At 73.2% G+C, this 17404-nt stretch carries 18 protein-coding genes; 3 read left to right on the top strand and 15 right to left on the bottom strand.

Annotated elements, in window-relative coordinates; all coding sequences use genetic code 11:
- Positions 1–4: 4 nt before the first annotated feature.
- The 9 genes from mihF to pyrR form a co-directional block, all read right to left on the bottom strand.
- On the bottom strand, positions 5–322 hold the full coding sequence (mihF, locus tag F8274_RS07690; protein ID WP_013285515.1) for an integration host factor, actinobacterial type: 318 nt from the start codon (positions 320–322) through the stop codon (positions 5–7).
- Positions 323–497: 175 nt separating this feature from the next.
- Positions 498–1337 carry an orotidine-5'-phosphate decarboxylase gene (pyrF, locus tag F8274_RS07685; RefSeq protein ID WP_151461589.1) on the bottom strand — a complete coding sequence of 280 codons (840 nt, stop codon included), beginning with the start codon at positions 1335–1337 and terminating at the stop codon, positions 498–500.
- 121 nt (positions 1338–1458) lie between these two features.
- Positions 1459–2733: an adenosylmethionine--8-amino-7-oxononanoate transaminase gene (locus tag F8274_RS07680; RefSeq protein WP_151461588.1), complete on the bottom strand. Its 1275-nt coding sequence runs from the start codon at positions 2731–2733 to the stop codon at positions 1459–1461.
- Positions 2734–2824: 91 nt separating this feature from the next.
- A complete protein-coding gene (locus F8274_RS07675) occupies positions 2825–3841 on the bottom strand; it encodes a quinone-dependent dihydroorotate dehydrogenase (RefSeq protein WP_151461587.1) in 1017 nt (338 codons plus the stop codon).
- A gap of 97 nt (positions 3842–3938) precedes the next feature.
- Positions 3939–7286, bottom strand: a complete 3348-nt coding sequence (carB, locus tag F8274_RS07670) for a carbamoyl-phosphate synthase large subunit (RefSeq protein WP_151461586.1) — start codon at positions 7284–7286, stop codon at positions 3939–3941.
- Positions 7279–8451 carry a glutamine-hydrolyzing carbamoyl-phosphate synthase small subunit gene (gene carA / locus F8274_RS07665; RefSeq protein ID WP_151461585.1) on the bottom strand — a complete coding sequence of 391 codons (1173 nt, stop codon included), beginning with the start codon at positions 8449–8451 and terminating at the stop codon, positions 7279–7281. Before carA ends, carB begins: the two co-directional genes overlap by 8 nt.
- Positions 8448–9725, bottom strand: a complete 1278-nt coding sequence (locus F8274_RS07660; RefSeq protein ID WP_151461584.1) for a dihydroorotase — start codon at positions 9723–9725, stop codon at positions 8448–8450. Before F8274_RS07660 ends, carA begins: the two co-directional genes overlap by 4 nt.
- The gene (locus F8274_RS07655; protein WP_151461583.1) at positions 9722–10648 is read right to left on the bottom strand and encodes an aspartate carbamoyltransferase catalytic subunit; all 927 of its coding nucleotides are present in this window, start codon (positions 10646–10648) and stop codon (positions 9722–9724) included. The genes F8274_RS07660 and F8274_RS07655 overlap by 4 nt, the downstream gene beginning before the upstream one ends.
- Positions 10645–11226, bottom strand: coding sequence for a bifunctional pyr operon transcriptional regulator/uracil phosphoribosyltransferase PyrR (gene pyrR / locus F8274_RS07650; protein ID WP_151461582.1), 582 nt, complete (start codon positions 11224–11226; stop codon positions 10645–10647). Before pyrR ends, F8274_RS07655 begins: the two co-directional genes overlap by 4 nt.
- Before the next feature lie 285 nt (positions 11227–11511).
- Here pyrR and F8274_RS07645 point away from each other — a divergent pair, with 285 nt between their 5' ends.
- Positions 11512–12000: a transcriptional regulator gene (locus tag F8274_RS07645; protein WP_013285505.1), complete on the top strand. Its 489-nt coding sequence runs from the start codon at positions 11512–11514 to the stop codon at positions 11998–12000.
- Between the two features lie 57 nt (positions 12001–12057).
- Here F8274_RS07645 and nusB read toward each other — a convergent pair whose 3' ends face one another.
- From nusB to aroB, 4 genes are read right to left on the bottom strand one after another with little or no spacing between them, the layout of a single operon-like run.
- The gene (gene nusB, locus F8274_RS07640; RefSeq protein ID WP_192579747.1) at positions 12058–12468 is read right to left on the bottom strand and encodes a transcription antitermination factor NusB; all 411 of its coding nucleotides are present in this window, start codon (positions 12466–12468) and stop codon (positions 12058–12060) included.
- Positions 12469–12491: 23 nt separating this feature from the next.
- Positions 12492–13049, bottom strand: a complete 558-nt coding sequence (gene efp / locus F8274_RS07635; RefSeq protein ID WP_151461581.1) for an elongation factor P — start codon at positions 13047–13049, stop codon at positions 12492–12494.
- Positions 13050–13093: 44 nt separating this feature from the next.
- Entirely contained in the window at positions 13094–13555 is a 462-nt protein-coding gene (aroQ, locus tag F8274_RS07630; RefSeq protein ID WP_151461580.1) for a type II 3-dehydroquinate dehydratase, read from the bottom strand.
- A complete protein-coding gene (aroB, locus tag F8274_RS07625; RefSeq protein ID WP_151461579.1) occupies positions 13552–14628 on the bottom strand; it encodes a 3-dehydroquinate synthase in 1077 nt (358 codons plus the stop codon). Before aroB ends, aroQ begins: the two co-directional genes overlap by 4 nt.
- 138 nt (positions 14629–14766) lie before the next feature.
- Here aroB and F8274_RS07620 point away from each other — a divergent pair, with 138 nt between their 5' ends.
- Positions 14767–15291: a DUF2243 domain-containing protein gene (locus F8274_RS07620; protein WP_151461578.1), complete on the top strand. Its 525-nt coding sequence runs from the start codon at positions 14767–14769 to the stop codon at positions 15289–15291.
- A complete protein-coding gene (locus F8274_RS07615) occupies positions 15288–16061 on the top strand; it encodes a cytochrome c oxidase assembly protein (RefSeq protein ID WP_151461577.1) in 774 nt (257 codons plus the stop codon). Before F8274_RS07620 ends, F8274_RS07615 begins: the two co-directional genes overlap by 4 nt.
- Here F8274_RS07615 and F8274_RS07610 read toward each other — a convergent pair.
- Both F8274_RS07610 and aroC read right to left on the bottom strand, forming a co-directional pair.
- Positions 16051–16560 carry a shikimate kinase gene (locus tag F8274_RS07610; protein ID WP_151461576.1) on the bottom strand — a complete coding sequence of 170 codons (510 nt, stop codon included), beginning with the start codon at positions 16558–16560 and terminating at the stop codon, positions 16051–16053. The two genes, F8274_RS07615 and F8274_RS07610, sit on opposite strands and share 11 nt — an antisense overlap.
- Positions 16557–17404 (bottom strand): chorismate synthase (aroC, locus tag F8274_RS07605; RefSeq protein ID WP_151461575.1); only part of this gene is annotated, 848 nt, incomplete at its 5' end. The genes F8274_RS07610 and aroC, both read right to left, overlap by 4 nt.

Below are 17404 nucleotides of genomic sequence, written 5' to 3'. Positions count from 1 at the left end.
CCGTTCAGTTGGCGGCGAACTCTCCAAGCAGCGCCTTGCGCTGCTGCTCGCCCAGGCCACGCAGCCGACGGCTGTCAGCGATCTTGAGCTTCTCCATGATCTGGGTGGCTCGGATCTTGCCGATGCCCGGCATCGCCTGGAGCACGGCCGAAACCTTCAGCTTGCCCACGACGTCGTCGGACTCGGCCCGCTCGAGGACGGTGGCGAGGGTGGTCTTGCCCTGCTTGAGCTGCTCCTTCAGCTCAGCACGGGCCTTGCGGATCTCCGCGGCCTTCTCCAGCGCGGCAGCGCGCTGTTCGGGGGTCAGTGACGGGAGCGGCACCAGTTCTCCTCAGGTCCCTAGTACGGCGGGCGGGGCGCACCACCGCAGCTGTGAAACGTGGTGTCGCTGGCAACCAAAGGGGTCAGTGGTTCCCAGCGCGGGGAAAACTAGCGGTCAACGGCGTTTTCGGCAACGTGGGCGCGCGAAGATCAACGGAAAGTGACCGAGCCGTCAGTCAGTCCCGCGTGGCCAGGGCGGCCCGGCACTCGGCCAGTACCCGGTCGGTGGCGGCGCGCAACGCGGCCTGGTCCGGCCCCGCGCCCAGCACCTCCCGGGAGTACGACGGCAGCACCGAGGGCAGGGCGGAGCCGAAGACGACACGCAGGTCGGCGGCCGTCGCACCCTGCGCGCCGAGCCCCGGGGCGAGCAGCGGACCGTTCACGGCGGTGAGGTCGTGACCGGTGTCACCGATCGTCGCGCCGACCACGAGCCCGAAGCTGCCGAGCGGCTCGGCACCCCGGTTGAGCTGGGAAATCTCGTCGATCACGGTCTGCGCCACGGTGCGCCCGTCGGCCCCGACGGCGCGCTGCACGGCGGCTCCCTCGGGATTCGAGGTGAGCGCCAGGACGAAGACGCCGCCGCCGTGCGCGGCCGCCAGCTCGAACATCGGCGCGAGCGAACCCACCCCCAGGTAGGGGCTCGCGGTGACCGCGTCGACATACAGCGGGCTGGATGGATCAAGGTACGCCGAGGCGTACGCGCTGACCGTCGAGCCGATGTCGCCGCGCTTGACGTCGAGGAGAACGAGCGAGCCCGCATTTCGCAACTGTCGGATAGTTGACTCAAGAATTCCGACCCCGCGCGCCCCGAATCGCTCGAAGAACGCCGACTGGGGCTTGACCACGGCCACCCGGTCACCGATGGCCTCCACCACCCTCCGGCAGAACCGGTCCAGGCCGTCCACGTCGTCGGTCAGCCCCCAGCGGGCCAGCAGCCCGGGATGCGGGTCGATTCCCACGCAGAGCGGTCCCCGCTCGGCCACGGCCCGGTGCAGGCGGGCGCCGAAGGTCTCCATCGCGTCTCTCCCTCTCCTGGCGCGGCACCGGGCCGCGTCGTTGTCCGGCGACGGCGTTCCGCCGCCGTGCGTCTCGTCCGCCGGCCGGCCCGGCGGCCGTCCGGCGCGTGCCGCGCCGGGCTCAGCCGGCCTTGACGGCCGCGGCCACGCCGGCCGCGATCCGGGCCACGTCCGCGTCGTCGCAGACGTACGGCGGCATGGTGTAAACGAGGTCCCGGAACGGGCGCAGCCAGACGCCCTGCGCCACCGCGGCGGCGGTGGCCCGGGGCAGGTCCACCTCGTGGTCGAGCTGCACCACGCCGATCGCGCCGAGCACCCGGACGTCGGCCACCCCGGGGGCGTCGCGCAGCGGCGCCAGGCCGGCCCGCAGCCCCTCTTCGATGCCCGCCACCCGGGCGGCCCAGTCCCCGGCCCGCAGCAGGTCCAGGGAGGCGTTGGCGACCGCGCAGGCGAGCGGGTTGCCCATGAAGGTGGGGCCGTGCGCCAGCACCCCGTCGGCGGAGATGCCCCGGGCCACCTCGGGGGTGCAGAGCGCCGCGGCCAGGGTGAGGTACCCACCGGTGAGCGCCTTGCCGACGCACAGCACGTCCGGGGCGACCCCGGCGTGCTCGGCCGCGAACATGGTGCCGGTCCGGCCGAAGCCGGTGGCGATCTCGTCGAAGACCAGCAGGATCCCGTGCGCGCGGGTCACCTCGCGCAGCACCCGCAGGTAGTGCGGGTGGTGGAAGCGCATCCCGCCGGCGCCCTGCACCACCGGCTCGACGATCACCGCGGCCAGCTCGCCGGCGTGCCGCTCCACCGCGTCCACCAGCGCCGCCTCGTACGCCGGGTCGGGCGGGGTGTCGAAACCGGACGGTGGCACCGGCGCGAACACCTGCCGGGGCAGCACGTCGCCCCAGAGGTGGTGCATGCCGCCCTCCGGGTCGCAGACGCTCATGGGGTGGAACGTGTCGCCGTGGTAGCCGCCGCGCCAGGTGCCCAGCCGGCGGCGTTCCGGCCGCCCCAGGGCCCGCTGGTACTGCAGGCACATCTTCACGGCCACCTCGACGCTGACCGAGCCGGAGTCGGCCAGGAAGACGTGCTCCAGGCCGTCCGGGGCCAGCTCCACGAGGGTTCGCGCCAGGCGCACCGCGGGCTCGTGGGTGAGGCCGCCGAACATCACGTGGCTCATCCGGCCGAGCTGGTCGGTGACGGCGGCGTCCAGCACCGGGTGCCGGTAGCCGTGGATCGCCGCCCACCAGGACGACATCCCGTCGACCAGTTCCCGGCCGTCGGCCAGCCGCAGCCGCACGCCCTCGGCACTGTCCACGACGTACGGTGGGTTGGCCGGCGGCAGGGCCGCGTACGGGTGCCAGACGTGCCGGCGGTCGGCGGCGAGGATCTCCTCGGGCGTCACGGTTCTCCTTCGTGGTGTCGGCGCGGTCCGGCAACTCCCGCGCGGCGCGACCGCCGCCGCGCCGCGACCTGGAGTCGTCGTCCGGCGCGGGTCAGCGCCGGGCGGCCGCCCGGGCCACCGACCGGACCAGGGCCGGGCCCCGGTAGATGAAACCGGTGTAGAGCTGGACGAGGCTCGCGCCGGCGTCGAACATCCGGGTCGCGTCGTCCGGGTCGAGGATGCCCCCCACCCCGATCACCGGCAGCCGGCCGCCGGTCTCCCGGTGCACGAAGGCGACCACGTCGCGGGCGCGGGCGGTCAGCGGGCGGCCGGAGAGCCCGCCGGCCTCCGCGCCGCGCGCCCGGTCGGCCGGGGCGAGCCCGTCGCGGGCCAGGGTGGTGTTGGTGGCGATCACCCCGGCCGCGCCGCGGTCGAGGCAGACCTCCAGCAGCTCGGCGACGGCTGCCTCGGTGAGATCGGGGGCGATCTTCACGAGCACCGGCTTCTCCCCCACGAGCGCCGCGAGCAGCGCGTCCAGGTGGGACCGGTCCTGAAGGGACCGCAGCCCCGGGGTGTTCGGTGAGGACACGTTGACCGCGAAGTAGTCCCCGTGCCCCTTCAGCGCGCGGTGGGAGGCCAGGTAGTCCTCGACGGCCTCGTCCAGCGGGGTCACCTTGGACTTGCCGAGCGAGATGCCGAGCGGGACGCCGAGCGGGCGCGGCAGCGCCGCCAGCCGGGCCGCGAGGGCGTCGGCGCCGGCGTTGTTGAAGCCCATCCGGTTGACCACGGCCTCGCTGTCACGCAGCCGGAACAGCCGGGGCCGGGGGTTGCCCGGCTGGGCGTGCGCCGTGACGGTGCCGACCTCGACGAAGCCGAAGCCCAGCGCCGGCCAGGCCGGCAGCGCCACCCCGTTCTTGTCCATCCCGGCCGCGAGCCCGACCGGATTCGGGAACTCCACCCCGAACACGGTCCGCGGCGCGCGCACCGCGTACCGCGCCCGCAGCGCCGCGAGAACGCCCGGTCGCCCGGCCACCCCGCCGAGCCGCTCCAGCGTCCATTCATGGGCGACCTCGGCGTCCCCACCCCCGATCCGGAACAACCGGGGCCGGACCACCTTCTCGAAGATCACGCCCGCCTCCCCCGCCCGACCGCGTTGATCATGAAGTTGTTGTCACGACACGCCGACGCGCCGGACAACAACTTCATGATCAACGGCTGCGGGGTGGTCACTCGCCGGCCCGGAGGGCGGCGTGGAGTTCCTGGAGGGGACGGACCCGCATGTCGCCCCGGATGCGGGCCTCGATGCCCATCACGGCGGCTGCCGCGCCGGGCACCGTGGTGACGCAGGGGATGTCCGCCGTCACGGCGGCGCTGCGGATCTCGTAGCCGTCGGAGCGGGCGCTCGCGCCGGAGCCCTGCGGGGTGTTCACCACCAGCGCCACGTCGCCGCCGAGGATCAGCGAGACGGCGTCCTCGCCCTCGCCCGACTCGTAGTGCTTGCGGATCTGCTCGCAGGCGATGCCGTGCCGGCGCAGCACCTCGGCCGTGCCGGTGGTGGCCACGATCTCGAAGCCCAGGTCGGCCAGCCGCTTGATCGGGAAGATCATGCCGCGCTTGTCCCGGTTGGCCACCGAGACGAAGATCTTCCCGGCGGTCGGCAGCGACCCGTACGCGGCGGACTGCGACTTGGCGAAGGCGTGCCCGAAGTTGGTGTCGATGCCCATCACCTCGCCGGTGGACTTCATCTCCGGGCCGAGCAGCACGTCGATGCCCTTGCCCGACGGGGTGCGGAACCGCTTGAACGGCAGCACCGCCTCCTTGACCGCGATCGGGGCGTCTGCGGGCATGGTCCCGCCGTCGCCGGTGGGCGGCAGCATCCCCTCGGCGCGCAGCTCGGCGATGGTGGCGCCGAGCGCGATCCGGGCCGCCGCCTTGGCCAGCGGCACGGCGGTGGCCTTGGAGACGAACGGCACCGTCCGGGAGGCGCGCGGGTTGGCCTCCAGCACGTAGAGCATGTCGTTCTGGAGCGCGTACTGGACGTTGAGCAGGCCCTTCACGCCGACCCCGCGGGCGATCTCCTCGGTGTAGCGGCGCACCTCGGCCAGGTGCGAGCCGGCCAGGGTGATCGGCGGCAGCGCGCAGGAGGAGTCGCCGGAGTGGATGCCGGCCTCCTCGATGTGCTCCATCACGCCGCCCAGGTAGACCGCGCCGTCGGCGTCGACCAGGGCGTCCACGTCGATCTCGATGGCGTCGTCGAGGAAGCGGTCCACGAGCACCGGGTGGTCCGGCGAGATGTCGGTGGCCCGGCCGATGTAGTCGCGCAGGGTGGCGTCGTCGTAGACGATCTCCATGCCCCGGCCGCCGAGCACGTACGACGGGCGGACCAGCACCGGGTACCCGATCTCGTCGGCGATCCCCTTGGCCTCCTCGTACGAGGTGGCCATGCCGTGCGCCGGGGCGCGCAGCCCGGCCCGGGACAGCACCGCGCCGAACGCGCCGCGCTCCTCGGCCAGGTGGATCGACTCCGGGGAGGTGCCGACGATCGGCACGCCGGCGCTCTTGAGCCGCCGGGCCAGGCCGAGCGGCGTCTGCCCGCCGAGCTGCACGATCACCCCGACCACGCCGGGGCCGCCGGCCGCCCGGCCGGAGGAGTCCTCGGCGTGCCAGACCTCCAGCACGTCCTCGAAGGTGAGCGGCTCGAAGTAGAGCCGGTCGGCGGTGTCGTAGTCGGTGGAGACGGTCTCCGGGTTGCAGTTGACCATGACGGTCTCGTAGCCGACCTCCCGCAGCGCCTGCACGGCGTGCACGCAGGAGTAGTCGAACTCGATGCCCTGGCCGATCCGGTTCGGCCCGGAGCCCAGGATGAGCACCTTGGGCCGGTCCGAGGGCCCGACCTCGGTCTCCTCGTCGTACGTCGAGTAGTGGTAGGGCGTCGTCGCCTCGAACTCGGCCGCGCAGGTGTCCACCGTCTTGTAGACCGGCCGGATCCCGAGCCGGTGCCGCAGGGTGCGGACGCCGTCCTCGGCCGCCAACTCGGGGCGCAGCGCGGCGAGCTGCCGGTCGGAGAGGCCGGCCCGCTTGGCGCGGCGCAGCAACTGGGCGTCGAGCACCGGGGCGTCCACGATCTCGGCCCGCAGCTCCACGAGCGCGGCGATCTGGTCCAGGAACCAGGGGTCGATCCCGCCGGACGCCTCGGTCACCTCGGCGATCGACGCGCCGAGCCGCAGCGCCCGCTCGACCGTGTAGATCCGGCCGTCGTGCGGCATGCGCAGCGCGGCGAGGGTGTTCTCCCGGGTGGCCCCCACCGGGTCCGGGGTGGTCCAGAAACCCGATGATCTGGTTTCCATCGAGCGCATCGCCTTGTTCAGCGCCTCGGTGAAGTTGCGCCCGAGGCTCATCGCCTCGCCGACCGACTTCATGGTGGTGGTCAGCTCCGGGTCGGCGCCCGGGAACTTCTCGAACGCGAACCGGGGGATCTTCACCACCACGTAGTCCAGGGTCGGCTCGAACGCCGCCGGGGTCTTCAGGGTGATGTCGTTGGGGATCTCGTCGAGGGTGTAGCCGATGGCCAGCTTCGCGGCGATCTTGGCGATCGGGAAGCCGGTGGCCTTCGACGCGAGGGCCGAGGAGCGGGACACCCGCGGGTTCATCTCGATCACGACGATCCGGCCGTCGGCCGGGTTCACCGCGAACTGGATGTTGCAGCCGCCGGTGTCGACCCCGACCTCGCGGAGCACCGCGATGCCCAGGTCACGCAGGCGCTGGTACTCCCGGTCGGTCAGCGTCATGGCCGGGGCCACGGTGACGCTGTCGCCGGTGTGCACGCCCATCGGGTCGAGGTTCTCGATCGAGCAGACCACCACCACGTTGTCGTGGCGGTCGCGCATGAGTTCGAGCTCGTACTCCTTCCAGCCGAGCACGCTCTCCTCGATGAGCACCTCGTGCACCGGGCTGGCGGCCAGGCCGGCCCCGGCGATGCGGGTCAGGTCCTCGTCGGTGTGCGCCATGCCGGAGCCGAGACCGCCCATGGTGAACGACGGCCGGATCACCACCGGCAGGCCCAGCTCACCGACGGTCTCGCGGACCTCGTCCATCGAGTGGCAGACCCGCGAGCGGGGCACCAGCGACGACGGGTCGTCCACACCGAGGCGTACGCCGGCCTTGGCCACGATGTCCTTGAACAGCTGCCGGTCCTCGCCCCGGTTGATGGCGTCGATGTTGGCGCCGATCAGCTCGACGCCGTACTTCTCCAGGACGCCGGCCTCGTGCAGGGCGACCGCGGTGTTCAGCGCGGTCTGCCCGCCCAGGGTGGGCAGCAGCGCGTCGGGGCGCTCCTTGGCGATGACCAGCTCGACGAACTCCGGGGTGATCGGCTCGACGTAGGTGGCGTCGGCGAACTCCGGGTCGGTCATGATCGTCGCCGGGTTGGAGTTGACCAGGCTGACCCGGATCCCCTCGCTGCGCAGCACCCGGCAGGCCTGCGTGCCGGAGTAGTCGAACTCGCAGGCCTGACCGATCACGATCGGGCCGGAGCCGATCACCAGGACGTGCTTGAGGTCGGTCCGCTTAGGCATTCGTGCGCCCCTCACTCTGCTTCCGGTCGGGGCTGCGGCCCTCGATCAGCTCGGCGAAACGGTCGAAGAGGTAGTCCGCGTCGTGCGGGCCGGCCGCCGCCTCCGGGTGGTACTGGACGGTGAAGGCGGGCACGTCCTTCGCCCGCAGCCCCTCGACCACGTTGTCATTGAGGCAGACATGGGACACCTGGACGCCGCCGAACTCGGTGTCGATCACCTGGTCGGGGACGACCGCGCCGTGCGCCGCGCCCGGCACCTCGACCGCGAAGCCGTGGTTGTGGCTGGTCACCTCGACCTTGCCGGTGGCCCGGTCGAGCACCGGCTGGTTGATGCCGCGGTGGCCGTAGCCGAGCTTGTAGGTGCCGAAGCCGAGCGCCCGGCCGAGGATCTGGCTGCCGAAGCAGATGCCGAACAGCGGGATCCGCCGGCCCAGCACCTCCCGCGCGAGGGCGACCGGCCCGTCGGCGGTGGCCGGGTCGCCCGGACCGGGCGAGAAGAAGACCGCGTCCGCGCCGGTGGCCAGCAGGTCCTCGATGCGGGAGCCGGCGGGCAGCACGTGGGTGGTCACGCCGCGGGCGGCGAGCCGGCGCGGCACGTTGCGCTTGATGCCCAGGTCCAGCGCCGCCACGGTGAACCGGTGCTCGCCCTGCGCCTGCACCACGTACGGCTCGGCGGTGGTCACCTCGGCGGACAGGTCCGCGCCGACCATCTGCGGCGTGTGGCGGACCCGGTCGAGGAGGGCGACAGCGTCGTCGTCGACGCTGGAGATGCCGACCCGCATGGCGCCGCGCTCGCGCAGGTGCCGGGTGAGCGCCCGGGTGTCCACGCCGCTGATGCCGACCACGCCCTCGGCGGCGAGCCGGTCCTCCAGCCCGCCGGTGGCCCGCCAGTTGGAGCCGATGCGGGCCGGGTCGCGCACCACGTAGCCCGCCACCCAGATCCGGGCGGACTCGTCGTCCTCGCCGTTGACGCCGGTGTTGCCGATGTGCGGCGCGGTCTGCACCACCACCTGGCGGTGGTAGGAGGGGTCGGTGAGGGTCTCCTGGTAGCCGGTCATGCCGGTGTTGAAGACCGCCTCACCGAAGGTCTCCCCGACGCTGCCGTACGCCTCGCCGTGGAACGTGCGCCCGTCCTCCAGGACGAGAATCGCCGATCGCCTCTTCACTTGACAGCCTTTCCGTCCAGGACCGTCGGCTCGCCGCGCAGGAAGGTCGCCACGATGCGACCCGGCAGCGTCATGCGGGCGTACGGGGTGTTGCGACTGCGGCTGGCCAGCTCCGCGGGCTCGACGACGCGGCGGGCGGCCGAGTCGACCAGGATCAGGTTGGCCGGTACGCCGGGGGCGGGATCGAGGCCGTGGGAGTCCAGCCCGGCGATCCGGGCCGGGACGCGGGACATCCGCTCGGCGATGAGGTCCCACTGCGGCCCGAGCACGTCCAGCGCGATGGAGAGCGCCGTTTCCAGGCCGAGCATGCCCGGCCGGGCGTACGCCCACTCGCACTCCTTGTCCTCCACGGCGTGCGGCGCGTGGTCGGTGGCGACGATGTCGATCACGCCCTCGGCCAGTGCCGCCCGCAGCGCGGCGACGTCGGCGGCGGTGCGCAGCGGCGGGTTGACCTTGTAGACGGGGTCGTAGGTGGTGGCCTTCTCGTCGGTGAGCAGCAGGTGGTGGGGGGTCACCTCGGCGGTGACCTTCACCCCGCGCGCCTTGGCGTGCCGCAGCACCTCGACGCTGCCCGCCGTGGAGACGTGGCAGATGTGCAGGCGGCTGCCCACGTGCTCGGCCAGCAGCACGTCGCGGGCGATGATCGCCTCCTCGGCGACGGCCGGCCAGCCGGTCAGCCCGAGCCGGGTGGAGACCTCGCCCTCGTGCATCTGCGCGCCCTCGGTGAGCCGGGGCTCCTCGGCGTGCTGGGCGATCACCCCGTCGAACGCCTTGACGTACTCCAGGGCCCGGCGCATCAGCTTCGGGTCGGCGACGCAGTGCCCGTCGTCGGAGAAGATCCGCACCCGGGCCGCGGAGTCGGCCATCGCGCCCAGCTCGGCCAGGCGCTCACCGGCCAGGCCGACGGTGACCGCGCCGATCGGCTGCACGTCGACCAGCCCGGCCTCCCGGCCGAGCCGCCACACCTGCTCGACCACCCCGGCGGTGTCGGCCACCGGCGAGGTGTTCGCCATGGCGCAGACCGCCGTGTAGCCGCCCAGCGCCGCCGCCCGGGAGCCGGACTCCACGGTCTCGGCGTCCTCCCGGCCCGGCTCGCGCAGGTGGGTGTGCAGGTCGACCAGGCCGGGCAGGGCCACCAGGCCGGTGGCGTCGAGCACCGTGGCGTCCGGCGCGGCCAGGCCGACGCCGGTCTCCGCCACGACGCCGTCGCGGATCAGCAGGTCGGTCGGCGTGCCACCGACCACACTCACGTTCCTGATCAGGTACGCGGTCACCGGTTGTTCCCTCCGAGCAGCAGGTAGAGGACGGCCATCCGCACGGAGACCCCGTTGGCGACCTGTTCGACGATGGTGGAGCGGGGCGAGTCGGCCACCTCGGGCGTGATCTCCATCCCCCGGTTCATCGGCCCGGGGTGCATGACGATCGCGTGCTCGGGCAGCCGGCGCATCCGCGGCCCGTCCAGCCCGTAGCGGCGGGCGTACTCGCGGGCGGAGGGGAAGTAGGAGTCGTTCATCCGCTCCCGCTGCACCCGCAGCATCATCACCACGTCCACACCGGGAAGAACGGTGTCGAGGTCGTAGGAGACATCGGTGCCGGGGGCCAGCGCGGGAGAGATGTCAACCGGGATGAGGGTCGGCGGGCCGACCAGGGTGACCTTCGCGCCGAGGGTGGAGAGCAGCAGCACGTTGGAGCGGGCCACCCGGGAGTGCAGCACGTCGCCGACGATCGCCACGTGCAGGCCGTCGAGGCGACCCAGCCGGGACCGCATCGTGTAGGCGTCGAGCAGCGCCTGGGTGGGGTGCTCGTGGGTGCCGTCGCCGGCGTTGACCACCGAGCCGTCCACCCAGTTGGCCAGCCGGTGGGGGGCCCCGGAGGCGGGGTGCCGGACGACCACCGCGTCGGCGCCCATGGCCTGGAGGGTGAGCGCCGTGTCCTTCAGGCTCTCGCCCTTGGCCACGCTGGAGCCCTTGGCGGAAAAGTTGATCACGTCGGCGCTGAGCCGCTTGGCGGCCGCCTCGAACGAGATCCGGGTCCGGGTGGAGTCCTCGTAGAAGAGGTTGACCACGGTCCGGCCGCGCAGCGCGGGCAGCTTCTTGACCTCCCGGCCGGCCACGGTGGCCATCTCGGCCGCGGTGTCCAGGATCCGGGTGGCGGTCGCCGCGTCCAGGTCGGCCCCGGAGAGCAGGTGACGGATCATGAGGCGCCTCCGTGCAGCCGGACCTCGTCCGCTCCGTCCGTCTCGGCCAGGGTGACCTTGACGCTCTCGGCGAGCGCGGTGGGGATGTTCTTGCCCACGTAGTCGGCGCGGATCGGCAGCTGGCGGTGCCCCCGGTCGACCAGGACGGCGAGCTGCACCGAGGCCGGGCGGCCGACGTCGCTGAGCGCGTCCAGGGCGGCCCGCACGGTGCGGCCGGAGAAGAGCACGTCGTCGACGAGGATCACCCGCCGGCCGTCGATCCCGCCCGGGGGCAGGTCGGTGGGGCCGACCGCGCGGGTGGCGTGCCGGCGCAGGTCGTCGCGGTAGAGCGTGATGTCGAGCACCCCGACCGGGACGGTCACGTCCTCGAAGGTGCTGATCCGGGCGGCGAGCCGCTTCGCGAGCGGGACCCCGCGGGTGGGGATGCCGAGCAGCACGGTGTCGGCGGCGCCCTGGGTCTTCTCCAGGATCTGGTGGGCGATGCGGTCGACCACCCGCGACACGTCGGCGGCGGCGAGGATCACCTTCACCGAGGGTTGTCGCGGCGGCGACGGGTGGGCAGCCGGTGGGTAGGCCACGGCGGACCTCCTTCCCCGCCTCACGGGACGGGTCGTTAAAGGACGTCTGGTTGGCTCCGGCGGGCCGCGGAGGGCCCGGACCGGGGCTTCACGCCACGTTACCAGCGGTCACCGGGTCGGGCGCCGCCGGGACTGACCAGCGGGTCAGCGTGGAGAAATGCGGACAACCCGTACGCCGGGCCGACCGGGGTCGTCACGAACACTTGACCGCGTGTCGCAATCCCCGTACCGTCACGCTCCGTAGCGATAGCTGGGAGAACCCCGAGCAGCACTGGGAGTGTCCGAATGCCCTCTGAATACGCCAAGTCGCTGGGCGCCCGCCTGCGCTCCATCCGCCAGCAGCAGGGCCTGTCCCTGCAGGGGGTGGAGGAGAAGTCGAACGGGCGGTGGAAGGCCGTGGTGGTCGGCTCGTACGAGCGTGGCGACCGCGCCGTCACCGTGTCCCGCCTGGCGGAGCTGGCCGACTTCTACCGCGTTCCCGTCTCGGAGCTGCTGCCGGACGGCAGCGGGGTGCGTCACGAGCCCACCAGCAAGATCGTGCTGGACCTGGAGCGGCTCTACGACGAGGCCTCCGAGGACCTGGCCTACGTCGCCCGGTACGCCCGGGCCATCCAGCAGCAGCGCGGTGACTACAACGGCCGGGTGCTCTCCATCCGCGCCGACGACCTGCGCGCCCTCGCGATCGTCTACGACGCCTCGCCGTCGGGCCTGATCGAGCGGCTCACCGAGCACGGTGTGCTGGTCGCCGACCCCCGCGCGTTCTTCGCGTCCTGACCCGCCCACGACGAAGGGCCCGCGCCGTTCGGCGTGGGCCCTTCGTCGTGCCGGGGTTCAGCGGGTGGCGTACTCGGCGATGCGGCCGAGGATGCCGTTGAGGAAGCGCGGCGAGTCGTCGGTCGACATCTGCCGGGCCAGCTCGACGGCCTCGCTGATCGCCACCGCGTCGTCGATCTCGTCGACGTAGAGCAGCTCGTAGACCGCGATCCGGGCCAGGTTGCGGTCGACCGCCGGCATCCGGTCCAGCGTCCAGCCCTCGGCGTAGCTGGCGATCACCTCGTCGATCCGGTCCAGGTGCGCGGCCACGCCCTCGACCAGGCCGACCGCGTAGCCGACGTGCTCGGGGCGGGGCTTCTCGATCCGCTCCAGGTAGCCGGCGAGCACCTCGGCGGGCGGCCGGTCCCGCAGGTCGGCCTCGAAGAGCACGTCCAGCGCCCGCTTGCGCGCCTTCCGGCGCGCCGGCATCTGCTGCTTGGGACCCTCGGCCATCAGGCTCGGCCGAGGTAACGGCCGTCGCGGGTGTCGACCTTGATCTTCTCGCCGGTGGTGATGAAGAGCGGCACCTGGACGGTGGCGCCGGTCTCGACGGTGGCCGGCTTGTTGCCGCCGGTCGACCGGTCGCCCTGCAGACCCGGCTCGGTGTAGGTGATCTCGAGCACGACCGAGGTGGGCAGCTCGATGTAGAGCGGCAGCCCCTCGTGGGTGGCGACGGTGGCCTCGGCCTCGGGGAGGAGGTAGTTGGCCGCCTCGCCGACGGTGCCGCCGGGGACGGTGATCTGGTCGAACGTCTCCAGGTCCATGAAGACGTAGTCCTCGCCGTCGGCGTAGAGGTACTGCATGGTGCGCTTGTCGACGGTGGCGGTCTCGACCTTGGTGCCCGCGTTGAAGGTCTTGTCGACCACCTTGCCGGACAGCACGTTCTTCAGCGTGGTACGCACGAACGCACCGCCCTTACCGGGCTTGACGTGCTGGAACTCGACGACGGCCCACAGCTCGCCGTCGAGGTTGAGTACCAGGCCGTTCTTGAGGTCGTTGGTGGAGGCCATTTCCTGCCTTGATCTTCAATTGGCGGACAGACCCACGAAGTCTACTAGCTGTGTCGAACCGACTGCCCGGCGCTGGTGGGGCCGGCCGTGGCCAGGTGCCGCAGGGCCAGCCGGTAGCCGTCCACGCCCAGCCCGCAGATCACCCCGGTGGCCACCGCGGAGACCACCGAGTGGTGCCGGAACTCCTCCCGGGCGTGGATGTTGGAGATGTGCACCTCGACCAGCGGGCCGCGCAGCAGGGCGCAGGCGTCCCGGACCGCGATCGAGTAGTGCGACCAGGCGGCCGGGTTGAGCACCACGGCCGCACCCTCGTCGGCCGCCTCGTGCAGCCAGCCCAGCAACTCGTGCTCCGCGTCGGTCTGCCGGACCACCACGTCCAGCCCCAGCTCGCGACCGGTCTCCTCGCACATGGTCACCAGGTCCGTGTAACTGGTCACCCCGTAGACGTCGACCTGGCGGGTGCCGAGCCGGCCCAGGTTCGGGCCGTTGAGCACGTAGACCCTCACGAGCTGATCTCCTCGTACGCCCGCGCCAGCAGCTCGTCCGACGGCGCCTCCAGGATCGCCGGGCGGGCCGGGCCGTCCAGGACGACGAAGCGCAGCCGGCTGCCCCGGGCCTTCTTGTCGACCCGCATGGCGGCCAGCAGCTCCGGCCAGGCGTCGGCCCGGTAGCCGGTGGGCAGGCCGAGCGCCGCCACCACGGCCCGGTGCCGCGCCGCGGTGGCCGCGTCCAGCCGCCCGGCCAGCCGCGCCAGGGTGGCCGCGTAGACCAGGCCCACGGCGACGGCATGACCGTGCCGCCAGCGGTAGCCCTCCACCTTCTCGATGGCGTGGGCCAGCGTGTGCCCGTAGTTGAGCACCTCACGCACCCCGGACTCGCGCAGGTCACCGGAGACCACGTCCGCCTTCACCCGCACCGCCCGCTCGATCAGCTCGCGGGCCACCGGCCCGGTCGGGTCCAGCGCGGCGGCCGGGTCCCGCTCCACCAGGTCGAGGATCACCGGGTCGGCGATGAACCCGCACTTGACCACCTCGGCCATCCCGGCGGCCAGGTCGGCCGGCGGCAGGCTGTCCAGCGTCGCCAGGTCGCAGATCACCCCGGCCGGCGGGTGGAAGGCGCCGACCAGGTTCTTGCCGGCCGCCGTGTTGATCCCGGTCTTGCCGCCGACGGCGGCGTCGACCATGCCGAGCAGGGACGTCGCCACCGGCACCCAGCGCACCCCGCGCAGCCAGCTGGCCGCCACGAACCCGGCCAGGTCGGTGACCGCGCCACCGCCCACCCCGACCACCGCGTCGGTGCGGGTGAAGCCCGCCTCGCCGAGCCGGTCCCAGCAGGCCGCGGCCACGTCGACGTGCTTGGCTGCCTCGGCGTCCGGCACCTCGATGAGCAGCGGGGCCACGCCGGCTTCGCGCACCCGCTCGGCCAGTTCCTCGGCCAGCCCCTTGAGCGGGGGCGCGTGCAGGAAGGCCACCCGCTCGGCGCCGGGCAGCAGCCGGGGCGGGGGGTCGAGCAGGTCGCGTCCCACCAGCACGTCGTACGGCCGGTCGCCGCCGACCGGAATCCGGGTCACCTCGTCCATCGCGGGCAGCCTAGTCGAGCGGGCGGCGCCGGGGCGGCGACTGTCCACTCCGTGGCCAATCCGCTTGCGCCGGCGTTTGACCGGGCAGGAGCGGGCAGTAACGGTGGGGACGGACCCCCCGACGGCGGAGGTGCAGGCATGACCCGACCAACCATCGACGGCGCGGACATCCGGGTGCCGGCGACGATCCTCGGCGTGGGCCTCGGCGGCTTCGTCGACGGCATCCTGCTCCACCAGGTGCTCCAGTGGCACCACCTGCTGAGCAGCACGGACACCGACCGGATCGGGGTCAGGTACTACCCGGTGGACACGGTGCCCGGGCTGAAGATGAACACGCTCTGGGACGGGCTGTTCCACACGGTGACCTGGGTGGCGGTGCTGACCGGCCTGGCCCTGCTCTACGCCCGGGTCACCCGGTCCCGGGGCCGGCTGTGGCGCTCCCCCGCGCTGTGGGGCTGGGCGCTGGTCGGCTGGGGCCTGTTCAACCTGGTCGAGGGGCTCGTCGACCACCAGATCCTCGGCATCCACCACGTACGCACCGGCCCGCACCAGCTCTGGTGGGACCTCGGCTTCCTCGCCCTCGGCGTGGTCCTCGTCCTGATCGGCTGGGCCGTGCAGCGGCGGGCCTCCGCCGTCGACGTGTGCGCCCCGGAACGGCGGTGAGCCTCGCCCACGCCGGGCACGCCGCCGGCGGCTTCCCGGCCGCCGCGCTCGTACCCCCGGTGCTGTTCTGGGCCTACCTGGCCGCGGCCCTGCGGCAGCGGGACCCGGGCCGGCCCGGGTGGGACCACCGGCGGACGGCGAGCTTCGGCCTCGGCGCGGCGCTGCTCGCCGCCGGGCTGGTGCTCCCCGCCGCCGACCTGCCCGGGCACATGGCGCAGCACCTGCTGCTCGGCATGCTGGCGCCGCTGGCCCTGGTGCTCGGCGCGCCCGGCACGCTGGCCCTGCGGACGGTGGACCGGCGGGTCGGTCGCGCGGCGCTGCGGCTGCTGCGCCACCCGGCCCTCCGGGTGCTCGCCCACCCGGTGACCGGGCTGCTGCTCACCGTGGGCGGGTTGTGGCTGCTGTACCTCACCCCGCTGTACCGGGCCACCCTCACCCATCCGGCGCTGCACGGGCTGGTGCTGCTGCACTTCGTGCTCAGCGGCTACCTGTTCACCTGGTCGATCGCCGGACCGGATCCCGGGCCGCACCGGCCCCGGGTCCCCGTCCGGCTGGTCGTGCTCGGGGCGGGGGTGGCGGGGCACGCCGTGCTCGCCCAACTCCTCTACGCCGGCGCGCTCGTGGACGTACCGGCGACCGGGGACGAGCTGCGGGCCGGCGCCACGGTGATGTACTACGGCGGCGACCTGGCCGAGATCCTGCTGGCCCTCGCCCTGCTCGTCACCTGGCGGCCGGAGCGTGCGCTCCGGCCCGTGCCGGTCAAGGCTTGAGCAGGGCCGCGATCTCGGTGGCGATCTCCTCCGGGGTCCGCCCGTCGGTCAGCACCGTCGCGGTGGCGACCTCGGCGTAGAGCGGGCGGCGCTGCTCCATGAGGTGCCGGAGGGTGGCGCGCGGGTTCAGCGCCAGCAACGGCCGGCCGGCGCCCAGGCCGACCCGCTTCACGGCGTCGGTCAGCTCCACCGACAGGTGCACCACGGTGTGCCCGACCAGCGCGGCGCGGTTGTCCTCGGCGAGGACCGCGCCGCCGCCGAGGGCGAGCACGCCCGCGTGCGAGGCCAGCCCCGCCGCCACCGCGGCCCGTTCGAGGGTACGGAAGTGCTCCTCCCCCTCGTCCACGAAGATCTCCGGGATCGGCTTGCCGGCGAGCTGCTCGATGTCGGTGTCGGTGTCCCGGAACCCGACGCCGAGCGCCGCGGCGAGCGCCCGCCCCACCGTGGTCTTGCCGGAGCCGGGCGCCCCGACCAGCACGCAGACCGGCCGGGTGCTCATCTGATGACCAGGGCGTCGAGGTAACCGGACAGGTTGCGGCGCATCTCGGCGACCGAGTCGCCGCCGAACTTCTCCACCGCCGCCTCCGCCAGCACCAGGGCCACCATGGCCTCGGCCACCACGGCCGCGGCCGGCACCGCGCACACGTCCGACCGCTGGTTGATCGCGGTGGCGGGCTCACCGGTGAGCACATCGACGGTGGACAGCGCCCGGTTCAGCGAGGAGATCGGCTTCATGGCCGCCTTCACCCGCAACGGCTCGCCGGTGGTGATGCCGCCCTCCAGCCCGCCCGCCCGGTCGGTCACCCGGCGCACCCCGGTGGCCGTGGGCAGGATCTCGTCGTGCGCCTCCGAGCCGCGCGAGCGCGCCTGCGTCCAGCCGTCGCCGATCTCCACGCCCTTGATGGCCTGGATCGACATCAGCGCGGTGGCCAGCCGGGCGTCGAGCTTGCGGTCCCACTGCACGTGGCTGCCCAGGCCCGGCGGCACCCCGTACGCCAGCACCTCGACCACGCCGCCGAGCGTGTCGGCGGCCTTCTTGGCGGCGTCGACCTCGGCGACCATCCGGGCGCTGGCCTCCGGGTCGAGGCAGCGCAGCGGGTCGGCGTCGATCCGGGTGGCGTCGGACGGGGTCGGGCGCAGGCCGGGCTTGACGCCGATCGGGCCCAGCTCCACCACGTGGGAGACGATCTCGACGCCGAGGGCCTGCTTGACCAGGGCCTTGGCGACCGCGCCCACGGCGACCCGCGCGGCGGTCTCCCGGGCGCTGGCCCGTTCCAGGATCGGCCGGGCGTCGGTGTGGCCGTACTTCTGCATGCCGGCCAGGTCGGCGTGGCCGGCATGCA

Source organism: Micromonospora sp. AMSO31t, assembly GCF_008868175.1.
Lineage (GTDB): Bacteria > Actinomycetota > Actinomycetes > Mycobacteriales > Micromonosporaceae > Micromonospora.
Note: the sequence above shows the minus strand (reverse complement) of the source record. Positions and strands in the feature narration are given on the sequence as shown.

What these genes read in the sequence shown, in the direction of transcription:
- F8274_RS07620 (WP_151461578.1), top strand. Translation starts at nt 14,767, where the DNA reads ATGACCCGACCAACCATCGACGGCGCGGACATCCGGGTGCCGGCGACG.
- F8274_RS07645 (WP_013285505.1), top strand. Translation starts at nt 11,512, where the DNA reads ATGCCCTCTGAATACGCCAAGTCGCTGGGCGCCCGCCTGCGCTCCATC.
- F8274_RS07610 (WP_151461576.1), bottom strand. Translation starts at nt 16,560, where the DNA reads ATGAGCACCCGGCCGGTCTGCGTGCTGGTCGGGGCGCCCGGCTCCGGC.
- efp (WP_151461581.1), bottom strand. Translation starts at nt 13,049, where the DNA reads ATGGCCTCCACCAACGACCTCAAGAACGGCCTGGTACTCAACCTCGAC.
- aroB (WP_151461579.1), bottom strand. Translation starts at nt 14,628, where the DNA reads ATGGACGAGGTGACCCGGATTCCGGTCGGCGGCGACCGGCCGTACGAC.
- F8274_RS07655 (WP_151461583.1), bottom strand. Translation starts at nt 10,648, where the DNA reads ATGATCCGTCACCTGCTCTCCGGGGCCGACCTGGACGCGGCGACCGCC.
- nusB (WP_192579747.1), bottom strand. Translation starts at nt 12,468, where the DNA reads ATGCCGGCGCGCCGGAAGGCGCGCAAGCGGGCGCTGGACGTGCTCTTC.
- carB (WP_151461586.1), bottom strand. Translation starts at nt 7,286, where the DNA reads ATGCCTAAGCGGACCGACCTCAAGCACGTCCTGGTGATCGGCTCCGGC.
- pyrF (WP_151461589.1), bottom strand. Translation starts at nt 1,337, where the DNA reads ATGGAGACCTTCGGCGCCCGCCTGCACCGGGCCGTGGCCGAGCGGGGA.